The 15,487-nt window shown below is 55.5% G+C and carries 14 protein-coding genes; 5 read left to right on the top strand and 9 right to left on the bottom strand.

Features of this window, described 5'->3' with window-relative positions:
• The first annotated feature begins 12 nt into the window (after positions 1-12).
• Both AC2FCQ_RS07760 and AC2FCQ_RS07765 read left to right on the top strand, forming a co-directional pair.
• Entirely contained in the window at positions 13-924 is a 912-nt protein-coding gene (locus AC2FCQ_RS07760; protein ID WP_490307985.1) for a 2-dehydro-3-deoxygalactonokinase, read from the top strand.
• Positions 911-1,525, top strand: coding sequence for a 2-dehydro-3-deoxy-6-phosphogalactonate aldolase (locus tag AC2FCQ_RS07765; protein WP_209634490.1), 615 nt, complete (start codon positions 911-913; stop codon positions 1,523-1,525). Before AC2FCQ_RS07760 ends, AC2FCQ_RS07765 begins: the two co-directional genes overlap by 14 nt.
• Here the strand turns inward: AC2FCQ_RS07765 and AC2FCQ_RS07770 are convergent.
• The 7 genes from AC2FCQ_RS07770 to argF (AC2FCQ_RS07800) all read right to left on the bottom strand — a co-directional run bounded on the left by AC2FCQ_RS07770 (position 1,504) and on the right by argF (AC2FCQ_RS07800) (position 10,302).
• The gene (locus AC2FCQ_RS07770) at positions 1,504-3,072 is read right to left on the bottom strand and encodes an ABC transporter substrate-binding protein (RefSeq protein ID WP_490307986.1); all 1,569 of its coding nucleotides are present in this window, start codon (positions 3,070-3,072) and stop codon (positions 1,504-1,506) included. The two genes, AC2FCQ_RS07765 and AC2FCQ_RS07770, sit on opposite strands and share 22 nt — an antisense overlap.
• Positions 3,073-3,427: 355 nt before the next feature.
• Complete coding sequence (locus AC2FCQ_RS07775) at positions 3,428-3,919, bottom strand: arginine repressor (protein ID WP_209634494.1); 492 nt, start codon at positions 3,917-3,919, stop codon at positions 3,428-3,430.
• A 61-nt stretch (positions 3,920-3,980) separates the two neighbouring features.
• Positions 3,981-5,411 carry an arginine-ornithine antiporter gene (arcD, locus tag AC2FCQ_RS07780; protein ID WP_490307987.1) on the bottom strand — a complete coding sequence of 477 codons (1,431 nt, stop codon included), beginning with the start codon at positions 5,409-5,411 and terminating at the stop codon, positions 3,981-3,983.
• A 90-nt stretch (positions 5,412-5,501) separates the two neighbouring features.
• Positions 5,502-6,506 (bottom strand): ornithine carbamoyltransferase, encoded by a 1,005-nt coding sequence (argF, locus tag AC2FCQ_RS07785; protein ID WP_490307988.1) that lies wholly within the window; start codon positions 6,504-6,506, stop codon positions 5,502-5,504.
• An 18-nt stretch (positions 6,507-6,524) separates the two neighbouring features.
• Entirely contained in the window at positions 6,525-7,442 is a 918-nt protein-coding gene (locus AC2FCQ_RS07790) for a carbamate kinase (RefSeq protein WP_490308038.1), read from the bottom strand.
• A 17-nt stretch (positions 7,443-7,459) separates the two neighbouring features.
• Positions 7,460-8,680: an arginine deiminase gene (gene arcA, locus AC2FCQ_RS07795; protein ID WP_209634502.1), complete on the bottom strand. Its 1,221-nt coding sequence runs from the start codon at positions 8,678-8,680 to the stop codon at positions 7,460-7,462.
• 602 nt (positions 8,681-9,282) lie between these two features.
• Positions 9,283-10,302 carry an ornithine carbamoyltransferase gene (gene argF / locus AC2FCQ_RS07800; RefSeq protein ID WP_209634503.1) on the bottom strand — a complete coding sequence of 340 codons (1,020 nt, stop codon included), beginning with the start codon at positions 10,300-10,302 and terminating at the stop codon, positions 9,283-9,285.
• Between the two features lie 163 nt (positions 10,303-10,465).
• On the opposite strand from argF (AC2FCQ_RS07800), the gene rraB reads away from it, so the two are divergent.
• Together rraB and miaE are read left to right on the top strand one after the other, a co-directional pair.
• A complete protein-coding gene (gene rraB / locus AC2FCQ_RS07805) occupies positions 10,466-10,894 on the top strand; it encodes a ribonuclease E inhibitor RraB (RefSeq protein WP_209634505.1) in 429 nt (142 codons plus the stop codon).
• 55 nt (positions 10,895-10,949) lie between these two features.
• Entirely contained in the window at positions 10,950-11,714 is a 765-nt protein-coding gene (gene miaE, locus AC2FCQ_RS07810; protein ID WP_209634507.1) for a tRNA isopentenyl-2-thiomethyl-A-37 hydroxylase MiaE, read from the top strand.
• Between the two features lie 24 nt (positions 11,715-11,738).
• Here the strand turns inward: miaE and AC2FCQ_RS07815 are convergent, their stop codons facing one another.
• Positions 11,739-13,346 (bottom strand): GMC family oxidoreductase, encoded by a 1,608-nt coding sequence (locus AC2FCQ_RS07815; RefSeq protein ID WP_490307989.1) that lies wholly within the window; start codon positions 13,344-13,346, stop codon positions 11,739-11,741.
• 352 nt (positions 13,347-13,698) lie between these two features.
• Between AC2FCQ_RS07815 and AC2FCQ_RS07820 the strand changes: the two genes are divergently transcribed.
• Positions 13,699-14,703, top strand: a complete 1,005-nt coding sequence (locus AC2FCQ_RS07820) for an acyltransferase family protein (protein WP_490307990.1) — start codon at positions 13,699-13,701, stop codon at positions 14,701-14,703.
• Between the two features lie 47 nt (positions 14,704-14,750).
• Here the strand turns inward: AC2FCQ_RS07820 and AC2FCQ_RS07825 are convergent, their stop codons facing one another.
• Positions 14,751-15,254, bottom strand: coding sequence for a GNAT family N-acetyltransferase (locus AC2FCQ_RS07825; protein WP_265556199.1), 504 nt, complete (start codon positions 15,252-15,254; stop codon positions 14,751-14,753).
• Positions 15,255-15,487: the final 233 nt, after the last annotated feature.

Genomic DNA, 15,487 nt, shown 5'->3' on the forward strand with positions numbered 1-15,487 from the left:
CAGGAAAGCAACATGACAGCAAATTATATCGCCATTGACTGGGGCTCCAGCCACCTGCGCGCCTGGCGGATAGAGAACGGTGAATGCGTCGCGCACCAGCAGACGGCGCAGGGGGTGAAGTTCATTGAACCGGGCAGCCACGACCAGGTATTGATGGCGCTGCTGGCCCCCTGGCGGGCCTGGATCGAGGCGCGACAAATTCCGGTGCTGATGGCCGGCATGATCGGCAGCGATCGCGGCTGGTTGGACAGCGGTTATCAAAAGCTGCCACTGCCGGTAACGGCGATCGCCGCCGGTTGCATTGCGGTGCCCTCCTCGTTGCGAAGCGCGGTGTGGCTGCGCCCAGGGTTGGCGTTGCAAGAAGAGGAACGCGCTAACGTGATGCGCGGTGAAGAGGTGCAACTGTTGGGGGCGCTGGCTTGCCAGCAGGCGGACGTTTATCTGTTCCCCGGCACGCACAGCAAGTGGGTGAAACCCGCGATTTCGCCGCAGGGGGCGTGGATAGCGGAATTCTCGACCGCCATCACCGGCGAGATGTATCAGTTGCTGCTGCAGCATAGCCTGTTGGGGCAGGGGCTACCGGAAGGCGAGAGCGATCCTCAGGCATTCGCCGACGGCGTGCTGGCGTCGCTGCGTGGGGAAGGCAGCCTGTTGAATCGCCTGTTCTACGCGCGTTCGCGACGGATTTTAGGGTATCTACCGGCGGCGAGCGTGGCGTCCTGGTTATCCGGTGTGCTGATAGGTGACGAATTGGCACAGCTGGCGCGGCGTTGGCCGCAGAGCGAACTGTTAGCGCTGGTGGGGGACACTCCGTTGGTGACGCATTACCTGGCCGCGTGTCGCATCGCTGAGCAAAAGGCGGTGGTTGTTGAGGCGCAGGTCGCCATGTTGAACGGATTCGGGAGGATTTATGCAGCCTTGTAAATTACCGCTGGTGGCTATTTTGCGTGGTATTACGCCGCCCGAGGTACTGGAGCACGCAGCTGCCCTGCTTGAGGCCGGGTTTGACATGATAGAAGTGCCGACCAACTCGCCCGACTGGCGCCAAAGCGTGCAACTGCTGCAGCAACACTACGGTGGGCGTGCACAGATTGGTGCCGGAACGGTGGTGGATGACGAAAAGCTGGACGCGCTGATCGCCAGCGGCGCGTCGCTGATGGTGACGCCCAATACCGATCCGGGGTTGATCCGCCGTGCCAAAGCGGCGGGGCTGATGACCTGCATCGGGGCGATGACGCCGAGCGAGATGTTTGCCGCGCTGGCGGCGGGGGCCGATACCGTGAAAGTCTTCCCGGCGAGCGTGCTGGGCGTGAGCTACATCGGGGCGTTGGCCAGCGTATTACCTAAAGGTACGTCGCTGTATGCCGTTGGCGGCATTACGCCGGAAAATCTGGCGGACTATCTGGCTGCCGGTTGCAGCGGCGCCGGGTTGGGATCGGATCTGTATCGCGCGGGCCAAACGCCGGATGTTACCCGGCATCAGGCCCGGCGTTTTGCCGCGGCTTACTTGCTGACTCGATCGTAGTAGACCATATCGGCGTTCAGACCTTGCTGATAGCCTTTGACGTTATCGCGCAGCACCACTTCGGTTTTCGCCTGATCGATAAAGACATACGGCGAGCTGCGCTGCAGTTCCTGCTGCATGGCGGTGTATAGCGCGGTGCGTTTGGCCGGATCGGCTTCGGCAACTGCCGCCAGCGTCTGCTGGTTCAGCTGTGGGATCTGCCAACCGTTGAGGCCTGCGACCGTGCTGGTCTTGCCGTCGTTATAGGCGAAGGCGCTGGCGTTGGAGTGGGCATCGAAATAATCCGGGATCCACAAACGGATCGCGGCTTGATGCTGTCTGGCTCTGACACGTGAATAGACCTGGCTGCCAGCCGCTGGCAACAGTTCTACCTTCACGCCGCCTTCGGCAAAGCTGGCCTGCAACGCCTGCGCGATGGTAATAAACGGCGGTTTGTTCTCTACGTCCAGCGTCAGCGAGGCATGGGTGATACCGGCCTTGGCCAGGATCGCCTTGGCTTTTGCCGGATCGAAGCTGAACGGGTTCTCTTTCAGTGCACCCGGTAGCCCGACGGGCAGGAAGCTCTGATGAACAAAATATTGGCCCTTCAGTAAATCTTTGGTGATGCCCTGATAGTCGATGAGGTAACGCGCCGCTTCCCAGAAGGCCGGGTTTTTCAGCAACGGGTTAGCGGTATTGCCGGTATTGAATACCAGATAGTTCTGCTCGGCTGAGGGGATCTCCAGCACCTTCACGCCCGCTTGATTCTTTAATGCGACGGTCTGGTCTGGGCCAAGCTCACGTGCCACGTCGGCGTCACCTTGCTGGATCAACAGGCGGCGGGTGGCGGAGTCCGGCACGCTTTTAATGATGATGCTTTTCAGCAATGGCTTACTGCCCGGTGACGTCGGGTTGGCGTCCAGCACAATGGCCTGATGGGGTTGGTAGACGCGCATTTTGAAGGGCCCGCTGCCGGCGGAGTGCATTTTTAGCCAGGCGTTGCCGTAGTCACCGTCTTTAGCGTTAGGATGCACCGCCTTGCTGTCGACGATCGAGGCGATCGGCGTGGAGAGAATGTTCAGCGCCACCGCCGGGCTTACGTTCGCCGTCCAGCTCAGTTGCAGACTGTGGTCGTCGATTTTCTTGAGCTGCGCGTCGATGTTGTCCGGTTGCCAGCCGAGTACGTTAAGGATAAACGCCGGTGACTTATTCATCTTCACGGCGCGGCTGTAGGAAAAGATCACATCGTCGGCAGTGAGCGGGTTGCCGGAGGCGAACACCGCCTGCGGGCGCAGTTTGACCGTCAGCGTTTTCGCTGCGGCATCGCCCTGCCAGCTTTCTGCCAGTACGGGCACGACTTTTGCCGGATCATCGCGGTCCGCCTGTACCAACCGCTGATACAAGCTGGGTACGGTCTGGATGCTGGATAATTCGTTGGCTTCCGCCGGATCGAGGCTGACAATATCGTCCAGCGATTGCACCACCACGAGCGTGTTGGGTGGGGTTGCAGCCAGTGCGGGGGTAGACAGGGCTGCGAGGACGAATAGCGGCAGAACTTTGGCTTTCATTGATGTTTTCCCTTGAATGCACCGTGGTCTCCGGTGTCTGGAACGCATTGTTATCATTGTTTTTCACGGCGTTTTCACCGCCAGGATGCCACGTTAAAATCTTTGTCGGCGACTGACAAAGGTCAATCGGCTATTTGATATGTCCAAAAGCACTATAGGACGCCGAGCCATCCTCCGCCCACCGCGACAGAAAATAAAGCCCTCATGCAGAGGGTGTGAGACTGCTGGCAAAACCTTCATCGGTGCCTGGCGTAGGGGCGCTGCATGCTGCGCCCGTTATAACAGTAAGCAGGGAAAAAGGCGGGTCGATACCCATTTAGCAAAATGCCCTCATGAAGAGGGCTTGGAAGGTTGGCTAAAGAAGAGGGACGTTTTCCAACAGCGCCTTCAGGCGCTGGTGCAGCTGCGCGACATAGCGCGTATCACGCGGTGCTACCCACACCACATTACTGCTGGCGATAACACCCAATACGGCGGGCCAGGCGCAAAGATCGATGATCCGCGCCATGGCTTTTGCATAGCCGGAATTCATGTGGATCAGCACAAAATTGTCGTTATGCTCGACATCAATCAGCATGGCTGACAGGGGTTCGCTGATACAGGGGGCCGGATGATGCAGTGCATTAAGGGAATAGACCTTTTTCCCTTTGGCATTTTGCACCTTCATGACTCCCAGCGCTTTCAGCAGGCGGGAAACGGTCGACTGGCTGATGCCCGTATAACCCCCTCGTATCATTTCACTGCGGATCTCCTCCTGTGATGAATAGCGTTGGCTCACGACCAGCTTGCGGCACAGGGCCAGTTTCCGTTGTTCTTTCTCCCACAGGGTTTCTGTTTTATTCGCCATTATGTTGCCTTGGTTTAAAAATGAGTGACAACTCTATATAAATCAATGCAATGAAGATGGGTTAACCGAGGGTGATATGACCCGTCGCAATCATATAAAGGGTAATAAGGGCGACAATGACCAAAAGAACGGCAATGAGCGCTTCATAACCCTTCAATAACCGCTCTGCATGCTGGTTTTTTTGATGCCAGAGGAAGACCAGCAAACCAGGGACAAACAACAATGAAGTCAGCAGCATCTGGCTACCGGCGGCATAGCACAGCCAGAAACCGTAGACGGTGCCTATCAGCCCGAGGATCAGATCGCGGGTACGCGTTTCATCCGGTTGGTAGCTTTCACCGGTGATCGCCAGCTTCAGGCCATAGGCGGCGCTGAACAAATAAGGGGGGAGGATAGCGGCAGTCGCGATGGAGAACAGCGCCTGATAGCCCGCGCTGTAGACCAATGTCAGCAACAAAAAGAGTTGTATCAGGCCGTTGGTGATCCACAGCGACACCGCTGGCGATCCATTGGCGTTAGTTTTGGTGAATACCTGCGGGAACATGCCGTCTTTGGCTGCGACAAACGGCAGCTCTGCGGCGAACAGCGTCCAGGCAAGCAGCGCACCGGCAACCGACAAAATCACGCCGGCGGCGACAAAGCGTGCCCCCCAGATACCGACCACGGACTCCAGCACCCCGGCCATTGACGGGTTTTTTAATCCGTTCAACGTTGCCTGATCGAGCACGCCCATCGACAACACGCTGACCAGAATATAAATCACCAGACAACCCAGCAGACCTATCACCGTCGCTTTGCCGATGTCAGCGCGCCTGGCGGCGCGGGCGGAGACGACCGTGGCGCCCTCAATACCGATAAATACCCAGGTGGTGACCAGCATGGTGTTTTTGACCTGATCAAACAGCGCGGGATGGCTGCCGTCGATCACCATCATGCGGCCCCAGAAATCTGCGGTAAAAATGCCGATGCGGAAGGCGATCACGACCGCCACAATAAACACCAACAACACCAGCACTTTGACCACCGTTAACACGGTATTGATCATCGCCGCTTCCTGCACGCCGCGCAGTACCAGCGCGTGCACCAGCCATAAAACGATGGATGCGCCGAGGATCGATTGCCAGTTATTGCCCAGGCCGAACACCGGGAAGAAGAAGCTGAGGGCACTGAACAGCAGCACCGCATAAGAGACGTTCCCCAACCAGGCCGAGAACCAGTAGCCCCAGGCGGATTGGAAGCCAATAAAATCGCCAAATCCCGCGCGAGCGTAGCTGTAAATACCGCCCTCCAACTGCGGGCAGCGGGCGCTTAGGTTCTGATAAATTAATGCCAGGCAGATCATCCCCACCGCGGTGATCAGCCAGCCAATCAGCAATGCGCCAGGCGAGGCGACGGAGGCGAAGTTTTGCGGCAAGCTGAACACGCCGCCGCCCACCATGGATCCGATGACCAGCGCAATCAGGGCTACCAGCCCCAGTTTTTTTTCAGACATGAGGGTTCCTCCAGCTGCGCAGGGCAGCAGGAAAATAATGATTCAGAGGGAGAGAGGACGCGGCGGCAGACGATACCGCCGCGTCGTCAATCAGTCGCCGAGGGTGGCGACCATCACGGCCTTGATGGTGTGCATGCGGTTTTCCGCTTCATCGAACACAATGGAGTGGGCCGACTCGAACACGTCATCCGTGACTTCCAGCCCTTTCAGGCCATAGGCGAGTTCAATTTCCTTGCCTACTTTGGTCTGCTCGTTGTGGAAGGCCGGCAGACAGTGCATGAATTTAACCTGCGGGTTACCGGTGGCTTTCAGCACTGCAGCATTGATCTGGTAAGGCTGCATCAGGCTGACACGTTCTGCCCAGGCTTCTTTCGGTTCCCCCATTGATACCCACACGTCGGTATAGAGGAAATCGACGCCTTTCACGCCTTCCTCAACCTGGTCGGTTACGGTGATATGCGCACCGGTATCGCGGGCGATGTCTGCGCACTGCGCCAGCAAGGTTTCGTCCGGCCAAAAGGCCTTCGGCGCAACCAGGCGGATATCCATGCCCATTTTTGCTGCGCCCACCATCAGCGAGTTACCCATGTTGTTACGCGCGTCACCGAGGTAGGCGAACGAGATCTGATCGAGGCTTTTGCCTGGCGCATGCTCCAGCATGGTCATCAGGTCTGCCAGGATTTGCGTCGGGTGGAATTCGTCGGTCAGGCCATTCCATACCGGCACCCCGGCAAACTCGGCCAGCTCTTCTACGATAGACTGCCCGAAACCCCGGTACTCGATGCCGTCATACATGCGGCCCAATACCCGAGCGGTGTCTTTCATCGACTCTTTATGGCCAATCTGCGAACCGCTTGGGCCGAGATAGGTCACCTGAGCACCCTGATCGAACGCCGCGACTTCAAATGAACAGCGGGTGCGGGTGGAGGTTTTCTCGAAAATTAGCGCGATGTTTTTGCCGCGCAGTTGCTGCTTTTCTACATTGCCGTATTTGGCTTTTTTCAGCGTGAAGGCCAGATCGATCAGGTGTTGGATCTCATCGCTGCTGAAATCCAGCAGTTTCAGGAAATGACGGTGACGTAAGTTAATGCTCATAATCGTGTTCCTCTCTGTTCAACGCGTTGGCGTAATTAACGTGCCTTTCTCACCGGCCAGGATACGGGTGGCATCCTGTAGCGCGCCGATGCCGGCGATGCCCTGGGCGTAGCGCACAAAATGGCTGGCGGCCGAGATCTTCGGCCCCATCGAACCCGCGTCGAAGGCGATACCGGCCAGATCGTCTGGCGTGGCCTTGTCCAGAGCGCGTTGTTGTGGCGTACCCCAGCCGAGATACACCGCGTCGGCATCGGTAAGGATCAGCAGCGCATCGGCTTTGATCTGCTCTGCCAGGAACGCGGCGGACAGATCTTTATCGATCACGGCCTCGATACCCTCCAGGTGGCCGTCGCGGCGTAACACCGGAATGCCGCCCCCACCGGCGCAGATCACCAGATGCCCCTGCGCAATCAGGGTGTTAATCGCGTCCGCCTCGATGATGTTGAGCGGCTTGGGGGACGGCACGACGCGGCGGAAGTATTGCCCGTCCGGCTTGATCGTCCAGCCTTTCTCCAGGCTCAGCGCCAGTGCACTTTTCTGGTCATAGACCGGTCCGATGTATTTGCTGGGGTTGCCGAACGCACTGTCGTCGGGGTCGACCTCCACTTGGGTTAGCAGGGCGCTGATCTGTTGTTTTGGCAGGCAGTTTTTCAGCGCCTGCAGCAGCAGGTAGCCGATCATGCCCTGGCTTTCCGCCCCGAGTACGTCCAGCGGGTAGGGGGCAACTTGCGGATAGGCGCTATTTTGCAGTGCCAGCAAACCAACCTGCGGGCCGTTGCCGTGCACCAGCACGATATTCCAGCTTTCGGTCAGTGCCGCAATTTGGCGGCTGGCGAGCAGGACGTTACGGCGTTGGATATCCGCTTCAAGCGGTTCTCCGCGGCGCAGCAGGGCGTTCCCACCCAGGGCAATCACCACTGTGGGTTTAGTCATGATGTTTACTCCGTTGGGGGTCAGATGGCGTCGCGTTCCAGCGGGCAGCTCATACAGCGTGCGCCACCGCGGCCACGTCCCAGCTCATCGCCGGGGATCGGCAGGACGGTGATGCCGGCTTTGTCGTATTTTTCGTTAGTCCAGGTGTTGCGTTCGTAGCCGACGACCACGCCAGGCCGGATGGTGAGAACGTTGTTGGCGTCATTCCACTGTTCGCGCTCGGCCTCAAAGCTGTCGCCGCCAGTGGTGATGAGCTGCACCTGGCTGATACCCAGTGCGCGTTCAATGGCAGTCAGGAAGTGTTTTTCCTGTTGGCGATGCAAACCCCCTTTGCCGTCAGGGGTTAACGTCCAGCACTGCGCTTCTTTACGCACCACTTCCGGGTAGACCGAGAAGGTATCCAGATTGATGTGAGTCATGACGGTGTCCAGGTGCATGCAGGAACGGTGCTTCGGCAATTCCAGCGCGATGACCCGCTCAGCCTGATGGGATTTGAACAGCGCCTGTGCCAGGAATTCGACCCCTTGCGGCGTAGTACGCTCCGACATGCCGATTAATACGGCACCACGACCAATGACCAAAACGTCGCCGCCTTCCAGTGTGGCATGATCGTAATTACGCTCCTCATCGCCAAAATAGGTGGTGAAATTGCCGTTGGCAAAATACGGGTGCCATTTATAGATAGCGCGCAGGTTATTTGTTTCACGCTGGCGTGCGGGTTTGGCCATGGGGTTAATCGATACGCCGTTATATATCCAGCATGAGGTATCGCGGGTAAATAAATGATTAGGTAATGGCTTCATAATAAAGTCGGTACCCTGATGGGTATCGACCACCATATTACTGAAACTGGCCGGCACTTCCTCATAGGTCAGGCCACCGGTCATATGTCGCGCCAATTGGCGGTCGGGTAAATCGCCCAGCCAGCCGCGAATATCGGCGGCAAGCGACGGCCCCAGGCGGAAGTCAGAGACCTGCGCCGACAGCAACCACTGCTTGGCGGCGGGAATGCTCATGGTTTCGGTCAGCAGATCGGTCAGCAGTAAGACCTCAACATTCTGTGCACGTAATGTTTGCGCAAATATATCGTGTTCCGCGCCAGCGCGTTCGACGGACAATACGTCGTCGAATAATAACTCCTGACAGTTTGATGGGGTTAATCGCTTTAAACTTAAATTAGGTCGGTGAAGCATAACGCTGCGCAGTTGGCCTATTTCAGAACCTACATAATTCTTATCCATGTCATTTCCTATTATCAGATTTAGGTAACATCGAACAAAACGAAATAAAGAGTTATTTCATTTATTGAGAATGGGTGCCGTTCCGTTGCCGCTGATAATAAACATTGCCTTAGGTTGTTTTGTGATAAATGTCACATTGAGAAGGCGAAGTGAATGAAAAGGATTATCAATTGATTAACGTCATTGTTTTATTGGAAATTTCATTTACCAAAATGCATTAATACCCATTTGTCGCGTTAATTATCCATGGGGAAGTCAGGGTGCCTTAGAGGCGACTTGCTTAATATGTTGTAATTATTGAATTTTATCTTCCGACTGGCGTAGTTATGCATTTTCAGGTTATTAATATTCTGATGCGGGCACATTATTTTGAATTTTTATTCCTGTCGGTAAAAGAGGATGGTTTTTTATTTTGTGATGCGGGTGGCTTCTATTTTATTCCAAGAGAATAAACAAAGCATTAGTGGAGGGCATTGGCTTAATGAGGGCGATATTATGTACGTCAGGTGCATAAAAATCTGCGATACCCCCAGAGAGGGCGGAATAGTTAATCGGTTGGGCGTGGGGTGACGAGAAAGCCACCCCACTGATGAGGGTAATGGTTAAAACGTTTCGCTTAAGGTGGCGACCATCACCGCTTTGATGGTGTGCAGACGGTTCTCGGCCTGATCGAACACCACGCTGTGCGCTGATTCGAAGACTTCATCGGTGACTTCCATGCCGCCGTGCAGCCCGTATTGTTCTGCCATCTGTTTGCCGAGGGTGGTTTGGTCGTCGTGAAATGCCGGCAGACAGTGCAGGAATTTGACGTGCGGGTTGCCGGTCAGTTTCACCATCGCCATGTTGACCTGATACGGCTTGAGCAGTGCGATACGTTCCTGCCAGGTTTCTTTCGGCTCACCCATCGACACCCATACGTCGGTATAAAGGAAATCCGCGTCTTTAACCCCTTCGGCGATGTCTTCAGTCAGGGTGATCTTGGCACCGGTCTTTTGCGCTAACGCCTGGCACTCTGCCACCAGGTCGGCCTGTGGCCAACAGGCCTTTGGTGCCACCAGGCGCAGATCCATGCCCGCCAATGCTGCAGCTTCCAGCAGGGTATTGCCCATATTGTTGCGGGTATCGCCCAGGTAGGCGAACTTCACCTCATTGAGTGATTTGCCCGGCAGGTGTTCTTGCACCGTGAGCAGATCCGCCAATAGCTGAGTGGGGTGGAACTCATTGGTCAGCCCGTTCCACACCGGTACGCCGGCATGATTCGCCAGGGTTTCCACCAGGTGCTGACCGTAACCGCGGTATTGAATACCGTCGTACATGCGGCCCAGCACGCGGGCGGTGTCTTTCATCGATTCTTTGTGGCCGATCTGGCTGCCGCTGGGGCCGAGATAGGTGACCTGAGCGCCCTGATCGAAAGCGGCAACTTCGAAAGAGCATCGTGTGCGGGTCGAGTCTTTTTCGAAGATGAGCGCGATGTTTTTACCCTGCAAGTGGCGAGTTTCCTTGCCTTGCTTTTTGGCCTGCTTCAAGTCGGCCGACAGCTGCAACAGCATCTGCAGTTCCGCCGGGGTGAAATCCATTAACCTCAGGAAGTGACGTTTGTAGAACGGGTTTATGCTACTCATTGCCGTATATCCTTATCGCTTAAATTGAATTTAAATTCAATTTATATGTATGAATATTCAATTTCAACCCCGAGATAGAAATCTTTCACGTTTATCGTGGAAGCAATGCCAGCGGTGTGTGAAAATAGAAGGAATACAGGCCATTTGACTTGAGGATATAGGCATGGCAAACCGCGAACAGCTAGAAGAACAACGTGAAGAGACCCGCCTGATCATCGAAGAACTGCTGGAAGACGGCAGTGATCCAGAGGCGCTCTACACTATCGAACACCACCTTTCTGCTGAAAAGTTTGAAGTGCTGGAGAAAGCCGCTGTCGAAGCCTTCAAACTGGGCTACGAAGTGACCGACGCCGAAGAGCTGGAAGTGGAAGACGGTACCCTGGTGATGTGCTGTGACGTGATCAGCGAAATCGGCCTGAACGCCGAACTGATCGACACTCAGGTAGAACAACTGGTGGCGCTGGCAGCACGTTGCGGCGTTAACTACGACGGTTGGGGCACCTACTTTGAAGATCCCAACGGCGAAGAAGGCGACGACGACGAAGAAGAAGGTGACTTCATCGACGAAGACGACGACGGTAAACGCCACTAATCAATTCTGCTCTGGGGGCCGGTATGTGCCAGCCCCTCTTTCTTCGTTGAAGCCTATGAAATACCAATCCCTGTTAGCCCCCATTTTACACTTCCTGCATTGCGAAACCCCGGACGCCTGGATTGATGCCGCACGCCGCCCGGAAAACCTGCCGCTGCTGCTGACTGACCATATGGTGTGTGAGCTGAAAGCGGCGCAGACCGGCATGTGGTTGATCCGCCGCTACGTGGCTGACAAGGAGAGCGGCGACGCGCTGTTGGCATTGCTCAGGCCTTATGAGGCGTTTCTGCATGAGGCGCAGGGCGTGCCGGAAGCCTTGTTCCAGCAGAATAACTTCACCCGTAAGATCCTGCCAAAAAACGGATCGGCCTATGGCCAGGATCTGGCGGACAAGATGGTGTTGTTGATCAAAGAAGAGTTACACCACTTCTCACAGGTGTTGGAGATCATGCTGGCGCGGCAGATCCCGTACAAGAAGATCACCGCCAGCCGCTATGCCAAAGGCATGATCCGTGAGATCCGGACCCACGATCCTGCTACGCTGATCGACAAACTGATTTGTGGTGCATATATCGAAGCGCGTTCCTGCGAGCGTTTTGCCCGGCTGGCACCGCATCTGGACGACGAATTAAACCGCTTCTATGTTTCGCTGCTGCGCTCCGAGGCGCGCCACTATCAGGATTACCTGACGTTGGCCGAGCAAATTGCCGGTGGCGATATCAGTGAACGGGTTGCTCACTTTGGCCGTATTGAAGCCGAGCTGATCCAAACGCCGGACAGCGAATTCCGTTTCCACAGCGGCGTACCGGCCATCGCCTGATAACCGGGCCGCCGTGATGGGTTTTTATTCCGGTGCGCCCAGCAGTAAATCCACCGCTTTTTCTGCCAACATAATGGTCGGTGCATTGGTATTGCCGCTGGTCACCTGCGGCATTACCGAACAGTCGATCACGCGCAGTCGTTCAAAACCATGTACCCGCAGGTGTAAATCAGTTACCGAATCCTGCGGGGATTGCCCCATGCGGCAGCTGCCCACCGGGTGGTACACCGTTTTGCAGAAGTTGCGCACAAACTCTTCCAACTGTCTTTCGTCGTTCAACCACGCCGGCTGCGGCATCAGCAGATCTTTGATCAGCGGCTTGAGGGCTGCCGTTTGCAGGAAACTCAGGCCAAATTTCACTGCGCGCACGCTGCCGGCCAGGTCTTCCGGGTGCCCGAGGTAGTTGGCATGCAGCTTCACCGGATCGCGCGGGTCGCGGCTGCGCAGCAGAACTTCGCCGCGTGCTTTGGGTTGCAGGTAGCCGACTTTCAGCGTGAAGCCGTGGATATTGGGCAGCGGCTCGCCGGGCACGTCGTCCCAGCTGTCGAGCATCGGCAAAAAGTGGATCTGCACGTCCGGTCGGCCGTCGCCCTGGCTGTCGGTGAAGGCTGCGCCTTCCAGCACGTTGGAGCTCAGGACGCCGCTGCGGAAGGCCAGCCATTCGGTGCCGTGGCGCAACGCTTGCAGGCCGCGATCGGCGCCGTACAGGCTGATGGGGTCGCGGGTACTGACGTTGATCGACATGTGCAGGTGATCGTGGAAGTTCTTGCCCACCGGCAGATCCGCGCGCGGTTCGATGCCCAACTGCTGCAGATGTTCGCGTGGCCCAATGCCGGACAGCATCAGGATCTTCGGCGATCCGACTGCGCCAGCGCTGAGGATCACTTCTTTCGTCGCATGCGCGGTGACTTCTGCGCCGCCATTTTGGCTATACACCACCCCGGTGGCGACGTTGTTGTCGAACACCACGCGGTGTACCAGCGCATTGAGCTTCACGACCAAGCGTTGCTCGTTGCGTACCGCTTTCAAGTAGGTACGTGCTGTGCTGGCGCGTTCGCCGTTGTGGGTGGTGGTTTGGTAGAAGCCGACGCCGTGCTGGCTGTCGCCGTTGAAATCGTTGCGATAGGGCAGGTCCAGCTCTTGGCCCGCGCGGATAAACGCCATGCTGAGCGGGTGACGGTAGCGGTTCTCGCTGACCGGCAGCAGCCCTCCGCCCCCGTGATAGGCATCGGACAGGCTTTCGTTGGCCTCGGCGCGTTTAAAGTAGGGCAATACGTCTTGGTATCCCCAGCCAACGCAGCCGTAGTGTTCGACCCATTCGTCATAATCTTGCCGCTGACCGCGGATGTAGATCATGCCGTTGACCGAACTGCTGCCGCCCAACACTTTGCCCTGGGCGATTTGCATACGCCGGTTGTTGGCATGTGGCTCCGGTTCGGTCTCATACGGCCAGCTCTTTTTGGCGATAATCTTCGCGACGCCAGCCGGCATCTTGATGAATAAATTATTGTCGTCGCCACCGGCCTCCAGCAGTAGCACCCGCGCTTGAGTACGGCGGATTAACTGTGCTGCCAGTACGCAGCCGGCAGAACCAGCGCCGACAATGATGTAATCAAAAGCGTTTTCCGACATGACTGCTCCCTGTGCGATTGCGGCATTAGCCTGTTCTGGCAGAGTAGCGCAAGCGGGCGGCAGGTCAATTTGCAATCGTTAATTTGTTAATGAATATCACATAAAATGTTTTTAACATTAATCATCTTACTGATTTATATGGGTAATAAATAAATTACTTATATTAATAATTTTGTTGGTTTACCGGATAACGCGATGCGCGTGGGAAAAAATACGCTGTTATAAATATTCGGTGCATTGTTTCTAAACGGAATATTAAATATGAGACTTATCCGATTAGGAAAGAGGATGCCAGCGCAAAAATGCTGCTATATGATGAATCACTCTATGGTTGGATAAGATATTAAGAAATATGGACATTTCGATTAATAAGTCTAATTATTTAAAAGGGATTGCCATCATTTTGATGTTGGTCCATCACTTGTTTGCCTACCCTCTCCGAATTAGCCCGGATATCCCCGTCTATCATATTGTTAACAGTGTCGACATTGAGATGTATCTTGGCCTGTTCGGTAAGATTTGCGTGTCGATGTTCCTGTTTTTATCCGGTTACGGATTCTCGCTTAAAAAAGAAGTCACGTTTAAATATAGTTGGGGAAAGCTGAAAAACTTATATATCAGCTACTGGATAGTGTTTTTTATCTTTGTGCCGATTGGCCTTTTTTTCTTTCCTGGCGAAAGATATTCCCACTCACTGTCGCTGTTTTTCGAAAACCTGATTGGCTTAAAATCCACGTATAACAGCGAGTGGTGGTTCTTCAAACTTTACGTTTTGTATGTGCTTTCTCTGCCGCTGTTGTCGCGGCTAAATACCTACCCGCTATTGGGGCTGCTGGTACTGGCGGCGGTGTGCGGCAAGGGGCTGCAATATGTCGCCTGGGCACCGGAGGTGTTAATCGAATATTGTACCTGGCTGTTGCCTTTCGGCTTTGGCATGGTGTTTGGCCGCAGCAAGCAGATGCCGGCGAACTCGTGGCTGGCGAAGCTGGTTTTCACCCTGAGCCGCACCCATCCGCTGATCCTGCTGATGGTGACGGTGGCGGTGTTTATCGTTGCCCATAATCCAGGGCTGCTGTTGGTGACGCCATTGTTTATTATCGCGCTGATGAACACCACAGACGGCCTGGGCAGCACGGTGAACCGGGTCGTGGGCGAGCTGGGCAAGCATTCGATGTACATGTGGCTGACCCACAGCTTCTACTGCTATTACTTCGCCCAAAAGCTGATTTTTGCGCCGCGCTATACGCCGCTGATTTTGCTGTTGTTGATTGTGGTGTCGTACCTGACGAGTGTGGTACTCAGCCGTATTGAAGTGGCAGTGAAGGGCAGGAAGACGCAGAGGGTGGGAGCCCAGTAGGGGCGCTGCATGCTGCGCCCGTGATTACCACGGGCGCAGAAGCAACACTATAGCGTCTTCAGCATGGTGACTTCGCAGTCGACGTGACCGGTCGTGCCCATGGCGTGGTCAATGTGCTCAAAGCCCAGATGCTCGTACAGGCCAATGGCCTGCGTCAGGCTGGCGGTGGTTTCTAAATAACAACAGCGGAAGCCCTGTTGACGGGCGAACTCCAGTGCTTGCAGCGCCAGGCGTTTTGCCAGGCCCTGGCCGCGTAACAGCGGCAGGAAATACATTTTCTGTAATTCGCAAATATCGTCTTCACCGCCTTGCAGTGGCGCAACACCGCCGCCGCCGGCAATCCGGCCATCGACTTCTATCACCCAATACGCGCTGCGTGGCAGGCTGTAGAGCTGATATAAGACGTCCAGATTGGGATCGGAAACGGTATAGCCTTTGTCCGCTGTCAGACCGTGCTCGGCGGAGACTTCGCGAATGACATTAGCAATAGCGGCATTGTCGTCAGCCGTTATTGGGCGCACCAGAAGACGTACTGGGGTTGCTGTTGTCATGTTTACACTCGCCATTAAAGGGAACCACATTCGTTTTTATCGCAACACAAAACGCGCTGGGGTTATTTTCCAGCGGCGTCCATGCAGCATTAATATACCCGTCATCTTTCAAGTTGCAGCGTTGTTACCTGCACTCGCTCACCCCAGTTACTTACTCGAGTAAGCGCCTGGGGATGAGCGAGCTGGGCGCCTAGCTGCAACTTGAAAGCTATAGGGTAAAACTTGTAATAACA

The sequence above is a fragment of the Serratia sp. CoH_134_PS_4 genome (genome assembly GCF_058190535.1).